Annotated in this window: 9 protein-coding genes; 5 read left to right on the forward strand and 4 right to left on the reverse strand. The window is 59.8% G+C overall.

Annotated elements, in window-relative coordinates:
* Positions 1 to 51: 51 nt before the first annotated feature.
* Positions 52 to 798: an SDR family oxidoreductase gene (locus AO388_RS22100; protein ID WP_058417127.1), complete on the forward strand. Its 747-nt coding sequence runs from the start codon at positions 52 to 54 to the stop codon at positions 796 to 798.
* Positions 799 to 846: 48 nt separating this feature from the next.
* On the opposite strand, the gene AO388_RS29410 is transcribed toward AO388_RS22100, so the two are convergent.
* Complete coding sequence (locus AO388_RS29410; protein ID WP_072366551.1) at positions 847 to 1,005, reverse strand: hypothetical protein; 159 nt, start codon at positions 1,003 to 1,005, stop codon at positions 847 to 849.
* Positions 1,006 to 1,299: 294 nt separating this feature from the next.
* On the opposite strand from AO388_RS29410, the gene AO388_RS22105 reads away from it, so the two are divergent.
* Genes AO388_RS22105 through glgB form a run of 3 tightly spaced genes read left to right on the forward strand, consistent with a single transcriptional unit; the run spans position 1,300 to position 8,886 of the window.
* Positions 1,300 to 3,318 (forward strand): alpha-1,4-glucan--maltose-1-phosphate maltosyltransferase, encoded by a 2,019-nt coding sequence (locus AO388_RS22105; RefSeq protein ID WP_058417128.1) that lies wholly within the window; start codon positions 1,300 to 1,302, stop codon positions 3,316 to 3,318.
* 19 nt (positions 3,319 to 3,337) lie between these two features.
* Positions 3,338 to 6,664 carry a maltose alpha-D-glucosyltransferase gene (gene treS / locus AO388_RS22110; protein ID WP_058417129.1) on the forward strand — a complete coding sequence of 1,109 codons (3,327 nt, stop codon included), beginning with the start codon at positions 3,338 to 3,340 and terminating at the stop codon, positions 6,662 to 6,664.
* Positions 6,661 to 8,886 carry a 1,4-alpha-glucan branching protein GlgB gene (glgB, locus tag AO388_RS22115; RefSeq protein WP_058417130.1) on the forward strand — a complete coding sequence of 742 codons (2,226 nt, stop codon included), beginning with the start codon at positions 6,661 to 6,663 and terminating at the stop codon, positions 8,884 to 8,886. The genes treS and glgB overlap by 4 nt, the downstream gene beginning before the upstream one ends.
* A 30-nt stretch (positions 8,887 to 8,916) precedes the next feature.
* On the opposite strand, the gene AO388_RS22120 is transcribed toward glgB, so the two are convergent.
* Together AO388_RS22120 and AO388_RS22125 are read right to left on the reverse strand one after the other, a co-directional pair.
* On the reverse strand, positions 8,917 to 11,601 hold the full coding sequence (locus AO388_RS22120; RefSeq protein ID WP_058417131.1) for an autotransporter family protein: 2,685 nt from the start codon (positions 11,599 to 11,601) through the stop codon (positions 8,917 to 8,919).
* A 267-nt stretch (positions 11,602 to 11,868) separates the two neighbouring features.
* A complete protein-coding gene (locus AO388_RS22125) occupies positions 11,869 to 13,053 on the reverse strand; it encodes an MFS transporter (RefSeq protein WP_003434094.1) in 1,185 nt (394 codons plus the stop codon).
* 163 nt (positions 13,054 to 13,216) lie between these two features.
* On the opposite strand from AO388_RS22125, the gene AO388_RS22130 reads away from it, so the two are divergent.
* Positions 13,217 to 14,350, forward strand: coding sequence for a lactonase family protein (locus AO388_RS22130; protein WP_058417132.1), 1,134 nt, complete (start codon positions 13,217 to 13,219; stop codon positions 14,348 to 14,350).
* Positions 14,351 to 14,413: 63 nt separating this feature from the next.
* Here AO388_RS22130 and AO388_RS22135 read toward each other — a convergent pair whose 3' ends face one another.
* Positions 14,414 to 16,003: an ABC-F family ATPase gene (locus AO388_RS22135; RefSeq protein ID WP_003434092.1), complete on the reverse strand. Its 1,590-nt coding sequence runs from the start codon at positions 16,001 to 16,003 to the stop codon at positions 14,414 to 14,416.
* Between the last annotated feature and the right edge of the window lie 229 nt (positions 16,004 to 16,232).

Genomic DNA, 16,232 nt, shown 5'->3' on the forward strand with positions numbered 1-16,232 from the left:
GAGGGTTGGCTGGATCCTGATGTCGGCCTTTAAAAAAACACGAGACACTCCATGGAAAAAGTCCTCATTATCACCGGTGGTTCGCGCGGGATCGGCGCTGCCACGGCGCGTCTGGCCGCCTCACAGGGTTATCGGATCTGCATCAATTACCTGTCGGATCATGCCGCCGCCGAAAAGACCGCAGTCCAGGTAAGGGCGATGGGCGCCAGAGCGATCACCGTGCAAGCCGACGTCAGCAACGAAGATGAGATCATGCGGCTGTTTGCCCGGGTCGACGCCGAACTCGGTCGAGTCACTCATCTGGTCAACAATGCGGGCACCCTGGCGCAGGCTTCCAGAGTCGAGGACATGTCGGAATTTCGCATGTTGAAGATGATGATGAACAACGTCGTCGGCCCGATGCTGTGCAGCAAACACGCCTTGTTGCGCATGTTGCCGGCTCACGGGGGGCACGGCGGCAGCATCGTCAACGTATCCTCGCTCGCGGCGCGCCTCGGCTCGGCAGGCGAGTATGTCGACTATGCGGCATCCAAAGGGGCACTGGACACCTTCACTATCGGACTCTCCAAAGAGGTCGCGGCGGAAAACGTGCGCGTCAACGCAGTACGTCCGGGTTTCATCTTCACCGACTTTCACGCCCTGAGCGGCGATCCGTTCCGCGTCAGCAAGCTTGAGGGTGCATTGCCCATGGGCCGTGGCGGTACCGCGGAGGAAGTGGCCGAGGCCATTCTCTGGTTGCTGTCGGACAATGCGTCGTATACGACGGGAACGTTCATCGATGTAGCGGGAGGGCGCTGAAGGCGTCCATGCTCGGACAGACGCCTTCAGATCCCGTTTACTGACTCGTCACACCGTAACCGGTGGCGCATTGGCAGGCGGGTCGCCGACTGGCGTTTCATTGGGTGGTGGCGTGGATGGCGGCGGCTCCTGTTCGGGGATTGGCTCGGGCAGGGCGGGGTCATCGATGTTTGGATCGGGTACTTCTACCGGATTGGGTAGGGTCATGGTTGCAGCCTCCTTGTCGACCCTGTTTACGACCGCCCGGCAGGGCCGATGATTCAATTGATTTGCTTCCCGCTACAGTCGCCTCGTTGATCCGCTCGATGGCTGCTTCATCTCTGCGCACGACCACCAAACATCCTCAAAACCTTTGAACTTTACCCTCGTTGACCGCTCGGAACCTAGGCAGCGGAAATAGACGAGTCGCCAGCACAGTGCGATCGTACGCTGCCATACCGTCAATTTTTCCATTGCATGGAATGCACAGGAGCGTCCCTGGGGCGTGAGGAGTGATGCTCGATGAATGAACAGCCATACGGTCCGGATTCCCTGGCCACCGATGTCCCGCAAGCAACCCTTCCGCTGTCACTGACCCAGGCGCTGCAATTACCCCGCATCGTGATCGAAGACACGTTGCCGGTGATCGACGGTGGCCTGTTTGCGGCCAAGGCGATCATCGGGCAACCGGTTACCGTGACCAGCAAGGTCTATGCCGATGGGCACGACAAAATGGCGGTGAATATCCGCTGGCGTGCTGCCGATGAAGAACACTGGCACAGCGCGCCAACGCGCGAGCTGGGCAATGACAGCTGGGTTGGTGAATTCACCCCGACCTCCGTAAGCCGCCATGTGTTTCGCCTCGAAGCCTGGATCGATCAGTTCGGCAGCTACCGCTATGAACTGGAGAAGAAGTTCGGCGCTGGCGTTCCTGTCGATCTGGAGCTGGAAGAGGGCCGCATTCATCTGGTCCACGCCGCCGAGCGCAGCCAGAACGAACAGCGCCAGCAGATCGAAAGTCTGCTGAGCCAACTTGAACAGGGCGACAAAGACGAGAAAGTAGCGCTACTGTTGCACAGCGAAACCGCCAGCCTGATGAAGCTGGCCGATAATCAGGCCTTCCTGAGCCGCAGTGTCGAGTTCCCGCTTGATGTCGAGCGGGAGTTGGCACAGTTTGCCAGCTGGTACGAGCTGTTTCCCCGTTCGATGACCGACGATCCGGCGCGCCACGGGACGTTCAACGACGTCCATTCGCGTCTGCCGATCATTCGCGACATGGGCTTCGACGTGCTGTATTTCCCGCCGATTCATCCTATTGGCCGTGCCCACCGCAAGGGGCCGAACAACTCCCTGACCGCCGGACCTGATGATCCGGGCAGCCCGTATGCAATCGGCAGCGGGGATGGCGGCCATGAGGCCATTCACCCACAGTTGGGCAGCCGTGAAGATTTCCGTAACCTGGTGAAAGCTGCAGCCGACCATGGTCTGGAAATCGCGCTGGATTTCGCCATTCAGTGTTCCCAGGATCACCCGTGGCTCAAGCAGCATCCGGGCTGGTTCTCGTGGCGTCCGGACGGCACAATCCGTTATGCGGAAAACCCGCCGAAAAAGTATCAGGACATCGTCAACGTCGACTTCTACGCACCAGACGCCATCCCCGGCCTGTGGACGGAGTTGCGCGACATCGTTCTGGGCTGGGTCAACGAAGGGGTGAAAATCTTCCGCGTCGACAACCCGCACACCAAACCGCTGCCGTTCTGGCAGTGGATGATCGGCGAAGTGCGCAGTCAGCACCCTGAGGTGATGTTCCTGGCCGAAGCCTTTACCAAGCCAGCAATGATGGCACGCCTGGGCAAGGTCGGTTACAGCCAGAGCTACACCTATTTCACCTGGCGTAACACCAAGGCGGAACTCTCCGAGTATTTCACCCAGCTCAATGAAGTCCCGTGGCGTGATTGCTATCGCCCGAATTTCTTCGTCAACACGCCCGATATCAACCCGCGCTTCCTGCATGAGTCCGGTCGCCCCGGGTTTCTGATCCGGGCGGCACTGGCCACTATGGGCTCCGGACTGTGGGGTATGTATTCGGGGTTCGAGCTGTGCGAAGCGGCACCAATCCCTGGCAAGGAAGAGTATCTGGACTCGGAGAAGTACGAGATTCGAGTTCGCGACTACGCGGCGCCGGGCAACATCATTGCCGAGATCGCTCAACTCAACCGCATTCGTCGGCAGAACCCTGCGCTGCAAACGCACCTGGGGCTGAAGCTGTATAACGCGTGGAATGACAACATCCTGTATTTCGGCAAGCGCTCTGCGGATGGCAGCAACTTCATTCTGGTTGCCGTCAACCTTGACCCGTACAACGCACAGGAAGCGGATTTCGAGTTGCCGCTGTGGGAAATGGGTCTGCCGGATGACGCCGCTACGTCGGGTGAAGACCTGATGACGGGGCACCGCTGGACCTGGTATGGCAAGTATCAGCACACGCGTCTCGATCCAGCTCAACCGTTTGGAATCTGGCGTATCCAGGCCGCGCAATAACACTCCCGAGGAGTCAATAATGGCCAAAAAGCCCGGTGACGCGACATTTATCAAAGACCCGCTCTGGTACAAGGATGCGGTGATTTATCAGGTTCACGTGAAATCGTTCTTTGATTCCAACAACGACGGAATCGGCGATTTCGCGGGCTTGATCGAAAAGCTCGACTACATTGCCGCGCTGGGCGTCAACACCATCTGGTTGTTGCCGTTTTATCCGTCGCCGCGCCGGGACGATGGCTACGACATTTCCGAATACCGCGATGTGCACAGCGACTACGGCACCATGGCCGACGCCAAGCGTTTCATCGCCCAGGCACACAAGCGCGGCCTGCGAGTGATCAGCGAGCTGGTCATCAACCACACGTCCGATCAGCATCCATGGTTTCAGAAAGCCCGCAATGCCAAGCCCGGTTCCAAGGCGCGGGACTTCTATGTGTGGTCGGACACTGATCAGAAGTACGACGGCACGCGGATCATTTTTCTCGATACCGAGACGTCCAACTGGACCTGGGACCCGGTTGCCGGCCAGTACTTCTGGCACCGTTTCTACTCGCACCAGCCGGACCTGAACTTCGACAACCCGCACGTGCTGGATGCGGTACTGGAAGTCATGCGCTTCTGGCTGGATCTGGGCATTGACGGCTTGCGTCTGGATGCCATTCCGTACCTCATCGAACGGGACGGCACCAACAACGAGAACCTGCCGGAAACCCATCAGGTGCTCAAGCGCATCCGTGCCGAGATCGACGCTAATTATCCTGACCGCATGCTGCTGGCCGAGGCCAACCAATGGCCGGAAGACACCCAACTGTATTTTGGCGACAGCAAAGGCCCGGATGGCGATGAATGCCACATGGCTTTTCACTTTCCGTTGATGCCGCGCATGTACATGGCGCTGGCTCAGGAAGATCGTTTTCCGATCACCGATATCCTGCGGCAGACGCCGGAGATTCCAGAAAACTGCCAGTGGGCGATTTTCCTGCGCAACCACGATGAACTGACCCTGGAAATGGTCACCGATCGTGAGCGTGATTATCTGTGGAATTACTACGCCGCCGACCGCCGTGCACGGATCAACCTGGGCATCCGTCGGCGCCTGGCGCCGTTGGTGGATCGCGACCGCCGTCGGGTCGAGTTGCTCAACAGCATGTTGTTGTCGATGCCCGGCACACCGACGCTGTATTACGGCGACGAGATCGGCATGGGCGATAACATCTACCTGGGCGACCGGGACGGTGTGCGCACGCCCATGCAATGGTCCATCGACGGCAACGGCGGCTTTTCGCGCGCCGATCCGGCCAGTCTGGTGTTGCCACCGATCATGGACCCGATGTACGGATTCCAGTCGGTCAACGTCGAAATTCAGGAACGTGATCCGCATTCTCTGCTGAACTGGAACCGGCGCATGCTCGCCGTGCGTAAACAGCAGAAGGCATTCGGGCGTGGCACGTTGAAAATGCTCTCGCCGTCGAACCGCCGCATTCTTGCCTATACCCGCGAATACACAGCGCCTGACGGACACAGTGAAGTTGTGCTGTGTGTCGCCAACGTTTCCAGCGCTGCCCAGGCTGCAGAGCTTGAGCTGTCTGCCTATGCAGGCACGGTGCCGGTGGAAATGCTCGGCGGCAGCGCATTCCCGCCTATCGGCCAGTTAAGCTACCTGCTGACGCTGCCGCCGTACGGCTTTTACTGGTTTTTACTGGCTTCGGAGAATCAAATGCCCAGTTGGCACGTCGAACCCGCGCAGAGCATGCCGGACTTCCCGACCCTGGTGCTCAAGAAGCGTCTGGAAGAGTTGCTCGAAGAGCCACTGCGCAGCACCATGGAAAACACCTCGCTGGCGGTTTACCTGCCCAAACGACGCTGGTTCGCGGGCAAGGACAAGGCGATCGAGCAGGTCAGCATTGCCTACGCCGTGCGCTTCGGCGACGAAGCGAATCCGGTATTGCTCAGTGAAATAGAAGTCACCGCAGGCGGGCAGACCGATCGCTATCAATTGCCGTTCGGCTTGCTGGCCGAAGACGACATCAGCAGTGCATTGCCGCAGCAGCTGGCGCTCGCCCGAGTACGTCGCAACCGCGATGTCGGGTTGATCACGGATGCATTCACTCTGGAAACCTTCATCCGCGCCGTGATTCAGGGCATGCAGTCGGATACCGTCATACCCTGTGCCGACGGCGAGTTGCGTTTTGAGCAAAGCTCGCAGCTGGCGCCCCTCGGCCTGAACGCCGAGTCGGAAGTGCGCTACCTGTCTGCCGAGCAATCGAACAGTTCAGTGGTGGTGGGCAGCAGCCTGGTGCTCAAGCTGATTCGCAAAGTCAGTGCCGGGACGCACCCTGAGCTGGAAATGGGCGCATTCCTGACTCATGCCGGCTTCAAGAACATTTCACCGCTACTGGGTTCTCTGGTACGCGTCGGCAAGGACGGTCAGTCCAACCTGCTGATGATTGCCCAAGGCTACCTGAGCAATCAGGGCGATGCGTGGGAATGGACCCAGAACAATCTCGAGCGTGCGGTACGCGACGAGCTGGCACATGGTGTTTCCGGCCAGGAACAGCACTACAACGCGTTGCTCGAACTCGCGGACTTCTCGCGCAGTCTTGGCCAGCGCCTGGGTGAGATGCATCAGATTCTGGCATCGCCCACCGACAATGCCGACTTTGCCGTTGAGGTCACCAGCAGCCAGGACAGCAAGGCCTCGGGTGCCAGCGTCAACGCTCAGCTCGAGCGCGCCTTGCAGTTGCTGGAGCAGCGCATGGGCGAGCTGGAGCAGGACGATCAGCAACTGGTCAAAGACTTGCTCGCGCAGCGCAAGCAGATCCGTCAGCGCGTCGAAGGCCTGGCCAAGCGCTCGGCCGGTGGCCTGCGCATACGTGTGCATGGCGATCTGCATCTGGGGCAGGTACTGGTGGTCAAGGGCGATGCCTACCTGATCGATTTCGAGGGCGAGCCGGCCCGCGCACTCGAAGAGCGCCGTGCCAAGCACAGCCCGTTCAAGGATGTCAGCGGTGTCCTGCGCTCCTTCGACTACGCTGCGGCGATGGCTGTACGCAGTGCGCAGAGCGTAGACACGTCTCCCGAGGCTGCCGGCGCGCGCAAACGTGTTGCCGATACCTACCTGGCGCAGGCGCGAGAAACCTTCATCGAAGGTTATCGCTCGGCGACCACCGGCATTGCCCATGCCTGGAAAGATGCGAAAGGGGAGGACGCTGCACTCGAGCTGTTCACCCTTGAAAAAGCTGCTTATGAAGTGATCTACGAAGCCGAGAACCGTCCAGCGTGGCTGGCCGTTCCCTTGCAAGGCTTGCGTGGACTGCTGCAACCGTCTGATGGAGAGTCAATATGAATGCGCCTGACAAAACCGGCACGCGCCGCCGCGCGATTTCCGCTGCTGTGGACCTCGACGCGCTGATCCGTGCTGAACATCGTGATCCGTTCTCTGTCCTCGGCCCGCATGGCGATGGCGGCAGCGGGCAGTTCGTTCGCGCCTATCTGCCCGCAGCCTTGAGTGTGCGCTTGCTGGCCAGGGATGACGGTCGTGAACTGGGCGAGATGGAAATGAGCGAAGTGCCGGGGTTTTTCGTCGGCCACCTTGAGCACCCGCAGCCTTACTTGCTGAAAATCAACTGGGCCGGTGGTGAACAGATCACCGAAGACCCTTACAGTTTTGGCCCGCTGCTGGGCGAGATGGACCTTTACCTGTTTGCCGAGGGTAATCATCGCGACCTGAGCAGCTGTCTGGGCGCACAAGTCACCCGCGTCGATGGCGTGGACGGTGTGCGTTTTGCGGTCTGGGCGCCCAATGCGCGTCGTGTATCTGTCGTTGGCAGCTTCAATAGTTGGGATGGCCGTCGCCATCCGATGCGCATGCGCCACCCGACCGGCGTATGGGAGATTTTCGTCCCGCGTCTGCAGCCAGGTGAGCTCTACAAGTACGAGATTCTCGGTGCTCACGGTATTCTGCCGCTGAAAAGCGACCCGATGGCCCTGGCCACCACGTTGCCGCCTGACACCTCCTCGAAGATCTCTGCGCCGCTGCAATTCGAGTGGAATGACCAGGAGTGGCTGCAATCAAGGGCAGGCCGTCACCAAGTGACTGCACCCTTGTCGATCTACGAGTTGCACGCAGGCTCCTGGCAGATGGAGCAGGTCGACGACAATCAATGGCGGCAGTACAACTGGCGTGAACTGGCTGATCGCCTGATTCCTTACGTCAAGGAGCTTGGCTTCACGCACATCGAGCTGATGCCGATCATGGAGCACCCGTTCGGTGGTTCGTGGGGCTATCAGTTGCTGGCCCAGTTCGCGCCAACTGCCCGCTACGGTTCGCCGGAAGATTTCGCCTTCTTCGTCGATGCCTGCCACCGGGCTGAGATCGGCGTCATTCTCGACTGGGTTCCCGCGCATTTTCCGACCGATACCCATGGTCTGGCGCAGTTCGACGGTACTTGCCTGTATGAGTACGCGGACCCCAAGGAAGGCTTCCATCAGGACTGGAACACCCTGATCTACAACCTGGGGCGCACTGAGGTTCACGGCTTCATGCTGGCCTCGGCATTGCACTGGCTCAAGCATTACCACATCGACGGTCTGCGCGTGGATGCAGTGGCGTCGATGCTGTACCGCGACTATTCGCGTAATGCGGGCGAATGGGTGCCGAATCGCTTCGGCGGCCGCGAAAATCTCGAGGCCATCGACTTCCTGCGTCATTTGAACGACGTGGTTGCGCTGGAAGCCCCCGGGACCATGGTGATTGCCGAAGAGTCGACGGCGTGGCCGGGCGTCAGCGAGCCGACCCAGCAGGGTGGGCTTGGCTTCAATTACAAGTGGAACATGGGCTGGATGCATGACTCGCTGCAGTACATGGAAGAGGACCCGATCAACCGCGGGCATCACCATGGCAAGCTGAGCTTCAGCCTGGTGTATGCGTGGTCCGAGCGTTTTGTACTGCCTATTTCCCACGACGAAGTGGTGCACGGCAAACATTCGCTGATCGACAAGATGCCGGGTGATCGCTGGCAGAAATTCGCCAACCTGCGCGCGTATCTGTCTTTCATGTGGACGCACCCCGGCAAGAAGCTGCTGTTCATGGGCTGCGAATTCGGCCAATGGCGCGAGTGGAATCACGACAGGGAACTGGACTGGTACTTGATGCAATACGCCGAACACGTGGGCGTGAAGAATCTGGTCGGCGATCTGAACCGCCTCTATCGAGACGAAAAGGCGCTGCACGAGCGCGATGCAGACCCTGCCGGCTTCCAGTGGCTGGTCGGCGATGACAGTGCCAACAGCGTGTTTGCCTACCTGCGCTGGAGCAGCGAGGGTGAACCGCTGCTGGTGGTCGCCAACATGACCCCGGTGCCGCGCCTGGACTACCGTCTCGGCGCGCCGATGCGAGGTGCCTGGACGGAGCTGTTGAACAGTGATGCGGAAACCTACGCAGGCTCCAACTTTGGCAATGGTGGCGAGGTCATGACTGAAGCCGAGCCGGCGCATGGGATGGAAGATTCGCTGGTGCTGAATCTGCCACCACTTGCGGTGTTGATCCTCAAACCGAAGAAAGACTGACCAAGGCGCGTTCCCGCGTTGATGGTCGCGTTACCACACCAGCCTGAACCCCAGGCTGGTGTTCACTCCCTCCGCTCCACGCTCGTTCAGATCGCCAAGGTAATCAGCGCTCCAGTGCAGACTGGCGTTGCTGCTCAATGTCGCTATCATCCCTGCGCCAATACTGCCCGTCGTTGATCGATGCGCGGTTTTTATCTGCTCTGCGTGATCGAAGGTCAGCGTGTCATGGCCGTCTTTGGTGTGCCAAAGGTTGGCCCGCAGATAAGGCTCTATCGGTACGCTGCTCAATTGATAGCGTCCCTTGAAACGCACGCCGATGCGCCCTGTGGTGTAGGCCTGACTGTCGAACCCGAGATGGGCAATGCCGTCATCCTGATCCTGCAGGTCTACGCGCTGGTAGATGATCTGTAACTGCGGCTCGGCAACCCAGCGCTGTGAAAGCGGCAGCGGATAACCTGTCTCGACAGACAGGCTCATGACGTGGCCTTCAGTGTCGACACCGATGCCCCTGACAGAACGGCTGCGGCCATCCAGGCGTGTGCCCATCGCTACTGCGTCGACGTATCCGCCACTCGGTGTGGTCAGCGTCCAGTAAGCGCCCAGGCTTTCTCCCTGCAGTTTCAGACGCCCTGTTTCGTAGTCGCTGAAACCGTCTGCAAAACCCTTCACCTTGCCGTCCAGACGGTTATGCGCGACGAACAGGCCGACGCGCTGAGTCTGTCCGCTGTCCTGTTGCCAGGCATACAGGTCATGGCCAATCTGATAACCCTTGAATGAAGCGTCCAGGCCAGGCCTCACGTCCCCGGACCAGCGTTGCCTGAAGTCACTGCCGAACACGCGTGCCCAGCCTGCCGACGTCGCGCCGTTTTGTGTCAGCAGGGCTTGATCACCCTGACGCTCATGAAAGGTGCCCAGTGAACTCAGCGCGAGTACCGCAGCAGTTGGCGCCAGGACGGAGTAATTGGCGACCTCGGGTCGGTACAGCGCGATCGGCGCGGCTCCACGAACCGGTTCAGGTAGTGGCGGGGTTCCAATGGCAGGCACCGGCAGTGTGGCTGCTGGCAGGACAGGGGGTGGGCTGTTCGGCCCAGGCTCAGGGTTTGGGGGAGGGGCAGGTACAGGTTGTGGCGTGGGTGCAGGTTCGGGAGCAGGTTCAGGCTGCGGTGTAGGTGTCGGCTCGGGAACAGGAACAGGTGTTGGCAGTGGCGTTGGCTGTGCCGGTTCTGGGGTGGGCTCGACAGGCGCTGACGTTGGCGGAGCAATCACCGCAGAGCGCAGGAACCAGCTGTTCTCCGAGCCGGCAGTGGCGCCGCCCTTGAACAGGTAATACTGATAAGCGCCTGCAGACAGCGGATTTTGCAACAAAAAGGCGCCGCTATCGCTGGTTGCACCGTTGATGGTTTGTACCACTTCAATGCCGTTGCCACGGGTCAGGGCGCCCAGCCCACCCGAGTTGCTGACGATCATGCGCGTAAACCCACTGATACGACCCTGTGCAACCACCAGTCGGTCGCTGGCGGATGCATCATCGCCCAGTGCCGAGAGCAACAGCAGCCGTCCGTTCTGGCCGGTGTAATTGCCGGTCACCGTCAATGTGCCAGTGAGCGAACGGCCTGCATCGCTGACGTCCAGCGTTCCCGCATTCTCCAGTAACGCAAGGGATCCGGCGCTGAAGGGGAGAATACTGCCCGAAGTCGAGATCAATGTGCTGGTGGAATCGATGTTCAGAACGCCGGTGTTACTCACGTTGTCACCAAGGACCAGCGCGCTGGCCAGGTCCAGCTGCGAGCCGTTGCTCACATTGATCGTTTCCCAGTTGGCATAACGACCCGGCTGCGACGATACAGTGTTATCGAAGGTCAACACGTCGTTGCCCGCGCCGCCGTCGAGCAGCGGGTTGGCGCTCAGGTAGTATTCGCTCAGGTTGTACAGGCGTGCCGTATCGTTGCCGTCGGCCATCAACACGTTGCTGCGTGCGTAACCGCCGTTCAGCCAGTTGAAGTTGTCATTGCCAACGCTGGTGCGAACTTCGCCGCGAATCTCGCCGCCGCTGAGGGTGATCTGGTCGTCGCCGCCACTGACGCTGACGTTGCCGCCAACAATGCCGCCCGACAAGGTGATCGTGTCCCGGCCAAAGCCGGTGACCAGGTTGTTGATGATGGTGCCACCGGACATCTCGAATACATTGTTGTCCAGCTTCATGTCCACGCGACCGATGCTGCCACCGCTCATCACCGCCACGTCACCATCCTCGAACGCGCGGGTGATGGTGCCGCCCGTCATCAGAAAGGTATCCCGTCCATCCCCCTGGGCCAGAGCGCTCAGCGTGCCGCCGCTCATGACAAAATCGTCGGGATCATCGCCCTGGTTCAGATCGCCGCTGACCTCACCTGTGGAGAGTGTGAAACGGTCGATTCCGGCCGCTTGGGTGACGTTGCCCAGAATCCGCCCCGACTGCAGGTCCACGCTGTCCATTCCTGGACCGAACAGGATATTGCCGGACACGGTGCCCGTTCCGCCGGCCGGAAATATCAGCACGTGGTCACCGCTCAGCGCGCTAAACGGCCCGCTGCTGCCGCTGTCGCAGACCTGAACGCCTGCCGATGCCAGGGAGGAAAGGCTGCAGGCACCTTCGGCCCAGGAAGGGATGGTTGCCAGTATCACTACCGGTAGCACGTTGCAGGTCTGGTAAAGATGGACACAACGGATTTTCATGACAGCACTCCCGTCCAGGCTGGCAGCAGGGAGGCGGAGGCAATCGAGAGGGATCGAGGTGCCTGACTGCTACGCAAAGCGGCGTCACGCCAAGGCGGCTGACAATCGCTTTGCAAGCCTGTTTCGAGGCTCGCAGTATCAAGTCAAGAAGTCGTTGCTGAATGCGTCAAGAAGTTGACCGACCGATGGCGGACTTTAAGCTTTATCTACTAACTATTGGAACTACAACCGAAAAGCTTATGCGGTAAAGCCACTGTCGAGGGCGATTTACTCAAGTCGAGCGGTGCGCCGCGACAACCAGATTGTCAGGGCCAGCGCGCAAACCGATAGCAGGGCAGCGTAAAAAAATATCCAGTCATAACCCTGGCCCAAGGCAATCGCGCCCATCACCGGACCTGCGATTGCCAATGCCAGGTCAAAGAACACCGCGTAGGCGCTCAGGCCTGCGCCGCGGCTAGGGGTGGGTACGCGCTTGATGGCTTCTACGCCGAGCGCCGGGTAGACCAGCGACAGCCCCACGCCGGTCAATCCGGCCCCTGCAAGGGCAACGCCGCTGCTCGAAGAAAGCCAGAGCATCAACAGCCCGCAGATTTCTACCGCCATGCACACAATGGCCGCGTTGTAGCCGCCCAGCCGGTTGATGGCACCGATGAACAGCAGGCGGGCGAGGATAAAGCACACACCAAACATGCTCAGGCAATAGGCCGCGCCGTCCCAGCCACGATTCAGATAGAACAGGGTGATGAAGGTGGTCAGCGTGCCATAGCCGATCGACGATAGCGTCAGGCCCAGACCATAGGGTGCGATCCGGCCGAATACCGACCAGTAGGGCAGGCGCTCACCGACAATAATGGGCACCGAAGGCTTGTCGCGAATCAGCCTCAGCGCCAGACCTGCCATCACCATCAGGGCAATACCCAGGCTGTTGAAACCAATGCTATCGATGACCACTACGCCCAGCGGTGCACCGATGGCAATCGCCCCATAGGACGCGATACCGTTCCACGAGATTGAGCGGGCAGTGTGCTCCGGGCCGACCTTGCCGATGCACCAACTGATGGTGCCGACCCCGATAAGCCCTTGAGAGACGCCGAGGAACAGCCGCGCGACGATGAGAATTGACAGGCTCAGCGTGGCAAACTCGTGCAGCAGTGTGGCCAGCAAGGTCATGCTGCCACTGATGACGATGCCCCAGAGCCCGAATACGATGGAGCGCTTGCTGCCCAGCGTATCTGTCGCACGACCGGCGAAAGGCCGGCTGAGCAGGGTGGCGAGGTACTGCGAGGCGATGGTCAGGCCGGCAATCAGCGGGCTGAAACCGAGCTGGTCATGAACATAGCCGGGCAACACCGCAATAGGCAGGCCGATGCACAGGAAGGCGATGAACGTGTAAAAGACGATAGAGACGATCTGCAGCGTAATCGTCATGGAACCGGGTTGTGCGGCAGGCATTGGACTCTTCGCTGGCAGGCGGTGGGAGTGCCCCATCATGGCGTGCGTCGTGGATAAATGAAAGCAGGCTAACGGTATTATGCGGCTGCTTATCAGACAGTTGCCGTTGTGAGGAGATGCTCATAGGATGACTGATCACATCACAATAATAAAAAGGTTTGTCATGAGAAATATTCTATTGCTGGCCGCTGCGGTTGGTTGTTCATTCGGCCTGAGCGCCCAGGCAGCCACCTTCGCCTACATTTCCAGCCCCATCGATGGGCTGATCTCTCAATACCGTCTCGATGAGCAGAGCGGGGCGCTCAGCCTGGTCGAGCAGACCAAGGCAGGTGATCAGGTCAATCCGATGGCCATCACGCCGGATGGCAAAGCGTTATTCGCCGCGCTGCGCGCCAAACCCTATCAGGTGCTGAGTTTCAGCATCGAGCCTGGCACCGGGCACCTCAAACCCCTCAGTCAGGCGCCGCTGGCCGAGAGTCTGGCCTACCTATCTACCGATCGCAGCGGACGCTTCCTGTTTGGTGCGTCCTATGGCGCCGACTTGCTCAGCGTCCAGCCCATCGATGCGCAGCACCGCCCGAGCGACAGCATTCAGACTTACAAGACCGGCATGCACGCGCATTCGGTGCGCACCGATCCGAGCAACCGGTTTGTGTACGCCGGTAACCTGGGCGTCGATCGTGTGCTGCAATACCGCCTGGAGCCCAAGGACGGCAAGCTTGTGCCCATCGGCGAGGGCTACGTCGTCGTTCCCGACAACACCGGCCCACGCCACCTGACCTTTTCGTCCGATGGCAAGTTTCTGTATGTCGTCGGTGAAATGAGTGGCACCGTCACGGCCTTCGCGATTAATCAGAAAACCGGTGCGTTGAAGCAGACCAGTCAGGCAGACGGTATTCCCAAACGCTTGAACCTGGCACCGGGGCAGGCCCGTGATGCGCGCAACAACGATCTCAAGGATGACCCGACGCCGCGCATCTGGGCTGCGGATATTCGCCTCGCGCCGAACGGCAAATGGCTGTTCATCAGCGAGCGCACCAGCAGCAGCGTGTCGGTGTTCAACGTTGATCCCACCAGCGGCAAAGTGACGTTCGTTGAAAATTATCCCGTTCAGGAAAAGCAGCCGCGCAACATCGCGGTGTCGCCCAATGGACGTTGGTTGCTGGTGAGTGGCGAGAAAAGCGACAAGGTCGGCAGTTACGCCATCGACGAGAAGGGTGCCTTGCAACGGGTCGGCGAAGCGCCTTCGGGCAAGGGTGCGCTGTGGATTGAAATGCTCAGCCAGCCGAGCGAATAAGCGCTCTGAAACCAAAAAGCCCTGTCACAAGACAGGGCTTTTTGCTATTGCAGGCTGACAGGCTTAGAACGAAACGCCCTGGCTGCGCAGGTAGTCGTCATAGGTGCCGCTGAAATCGACCACGCCGCTTGGGCTGAGTTCGATGATGCGGGTAGCCAGCGAGGACACGAACTCGCGGTCGTGACTGACGAAAATCAGTGTGCCTGGATAGTTTTCCAGCGCCAGGTTCAGCGACTCGATGGATTCCATGTCCAGGTGGTTGGTCGGTTCGTCCATCACCAGCACGTTGGGCTTTTGCAGGATCAGTTTGCCGAACAGCATGCGGCCCTGTTCACCACCGGAAATCACCTTCACCGACTTGAGGATCTCGTCGTTGGAGAACAGCATGCGGCCCAGGGTGCCACGTACCAGTTGCTCGCCGCCCTGGGTCCACTGACCCATCCAGTCGAACAGGGTGGAGTCATCCTCGAAATCGTGAGCATGATCCTGAGCGTAATAGCCGATTTCCGCCGCATCGGTCCACTTGACCGTGCCGGCATCCGCTTGCAGCTCGTTGACCAGCGTGCGCAGCAGGGTGGTCTTGCCGATGCCGTTCGGGCCGATGATGGCCACGCGTTCGCCGGCTTCGACCTGGAAGCTGAAGTCCTTGAACAGGGTCTTGCCGTCGAAGCCTTTGGCCATGCGATCGACGATGACCGCCTGGCGGTGCAGCTTCTTGGTCTGTTCGAAACGAATGAACGGGCTGACACGGCTGGAGGGCTTGACCTCGGCCAGCTGGATCTTGTCGATCGCCTTGGCCCGGGAGGTGGCCTGCTTGGCTTTCGAGGCGTTGGCCGAGAAGCGGCTGACGAACGATTGAAGTTCGGAAATCTGCGCTTTCTTCTTGGCGTTGTCGGACAGCAACTGCTCGCGGGACTGGGTCGCCACGGTCATGTACTCGTCATAGTTGCCCGGGAACAGACGCAGCTCACCGTAATCCAGGTCGGCCATGTGCGTGCACACGCTGTTCAGGAAGTGACGGTCGTGGGAGATGATGATCATCAGGCTGTTACGCTGGGTCAGGATGTTTTCCAGCCAGCGAATGGTGTTGATGTCCAGGTGGTTGGTCGGTTCGTCGAGCAGCAGTACTTCCGGATCGGAGAACAGTGCCTGAGCGAGCAGAACGCGCAGCTTCCAGCCCGGCGATACTTCGCTCATCGGACCATTGTGCTGTTCGATGCCGATACCCAGACCCAACAGTAGTTCACCGGCGCGGGACTCGGCGGTGTAACCGTCCATTTCCGCAAACTCGGTTTCCAGCTCGGCAACGGCCATGCCGTCATCTTCACTCATTTCCGGCAGAGAATAGATGCGGTCGCGCTCGGCCTTGACCTTCCAGAGCTCTTCGTGACCCATGATCACGGTGTCGAGCACCGTGAACTCTTCATAGGCGAACTGATCCTGGCGCAGCTTACCCAGACGCACGTTCGGCTCCAGCATCACCTGCCCACCCGAAGGCTCGAGGTCGCCACCGAGGATTTTCATGAACGTGGACTTGCCGCAGCCGTTCGCGCCAATCAGGCCGTAACGGTTACCGGCGCCAAACTTGACCGAGACATTCTCGAACAAGGGTTTGGGGCCGAACTGCATGGTGATGTTAGCTGTGGAGATCAATTACTTTACCTATCAATAACGTGGGCAATAACCGGGGGAGCGCTGGCGTCAGGGGTGTGGTGTTCAGGACCCCACCCAAGCTGTTCAGTCCGCTCCGTCCGAGCATGAGCTGACCCAACGGGCATACGTCTACCGCAACGGCAGCCTGCCACGACTGCGTTGCCGGGATATGAATGTGGGGGTTCACGCCAGACATTGGCGCGCATTGTCGCATAGGTCGGGCGGCAGT

It is taken from the genome of Pseudomonas sp. ICMP 10191, assembly GCF_001467335.1.
GTDB classification, from domain to species: Bacteria; Pseudomonadota; Gammaproteobacteria; order Pseudomonadales; family Pseudomonadaceae; genus Aquipseudomonas; species Aquipseudomonas cerasi.

What these genes read in the sequence shown, in the direction of transcription:
- AO388_RS22100 (WP_058417127.1), top strand. Translation starts at nt 52, where the DNA reads ATGGAAAAAGTCCTCATTATCACCGGTGGTTCGCGCGGGATCGGCGCT.
- AO388_RS29410 (WP_072366551.1), bottom strand. Translation starts at nt 1,005, where the DNA reads ATGACCCTACCCAATCCGGTAGAAGTACCCGATCCAAACATCGATGAC.
- AO388_RS22105 (WP_058417128.1), top strand. Translation starts at nt 1,300, where the DNA reads ATGAATGAACAGCCATACGGTCCGGATTCCCTGGCCACCGATGTCCCG.
- treS (WP_058417129.1), top strand. Translation starts at nt 3,338, where the DNA reads ATGGCCAAAAAGCCCGGTGACGCGACATTTATCAAAGACCCGCTCTGG.
- glgB (WP_058417130.1), top strand. Translation starts at nt 6,661, where the DNA reads ATGAATGCGCCTGACAAAACCGGCACGCGCCGCCGCGCGATTTCCGCT.
- AO388_RS22120 (WP_058417131.1), bottom strand. Translation starts at nt 11,601, where the DNA reads ATGAAAATCCGTTGTGTCCATCTTTACCAGACCTGCAACGTGCTACCG.
- AO388_RS22125 (WP_003434094.1), bottom strand. Translation starts at nt 13,053, where the DNA reads ATGCCTGCCGCACAACCCGGTTCCATGACGATTACGCTGCAGATCGTC.
- AO388_RS22130 (WP_058417132.1), top strand. Translation starts at nt 13,217, where the DNA reads ATGAGAAATATTCTATTGCTGGCCGCTGCGGTTGGTTGTTCATTCGGC.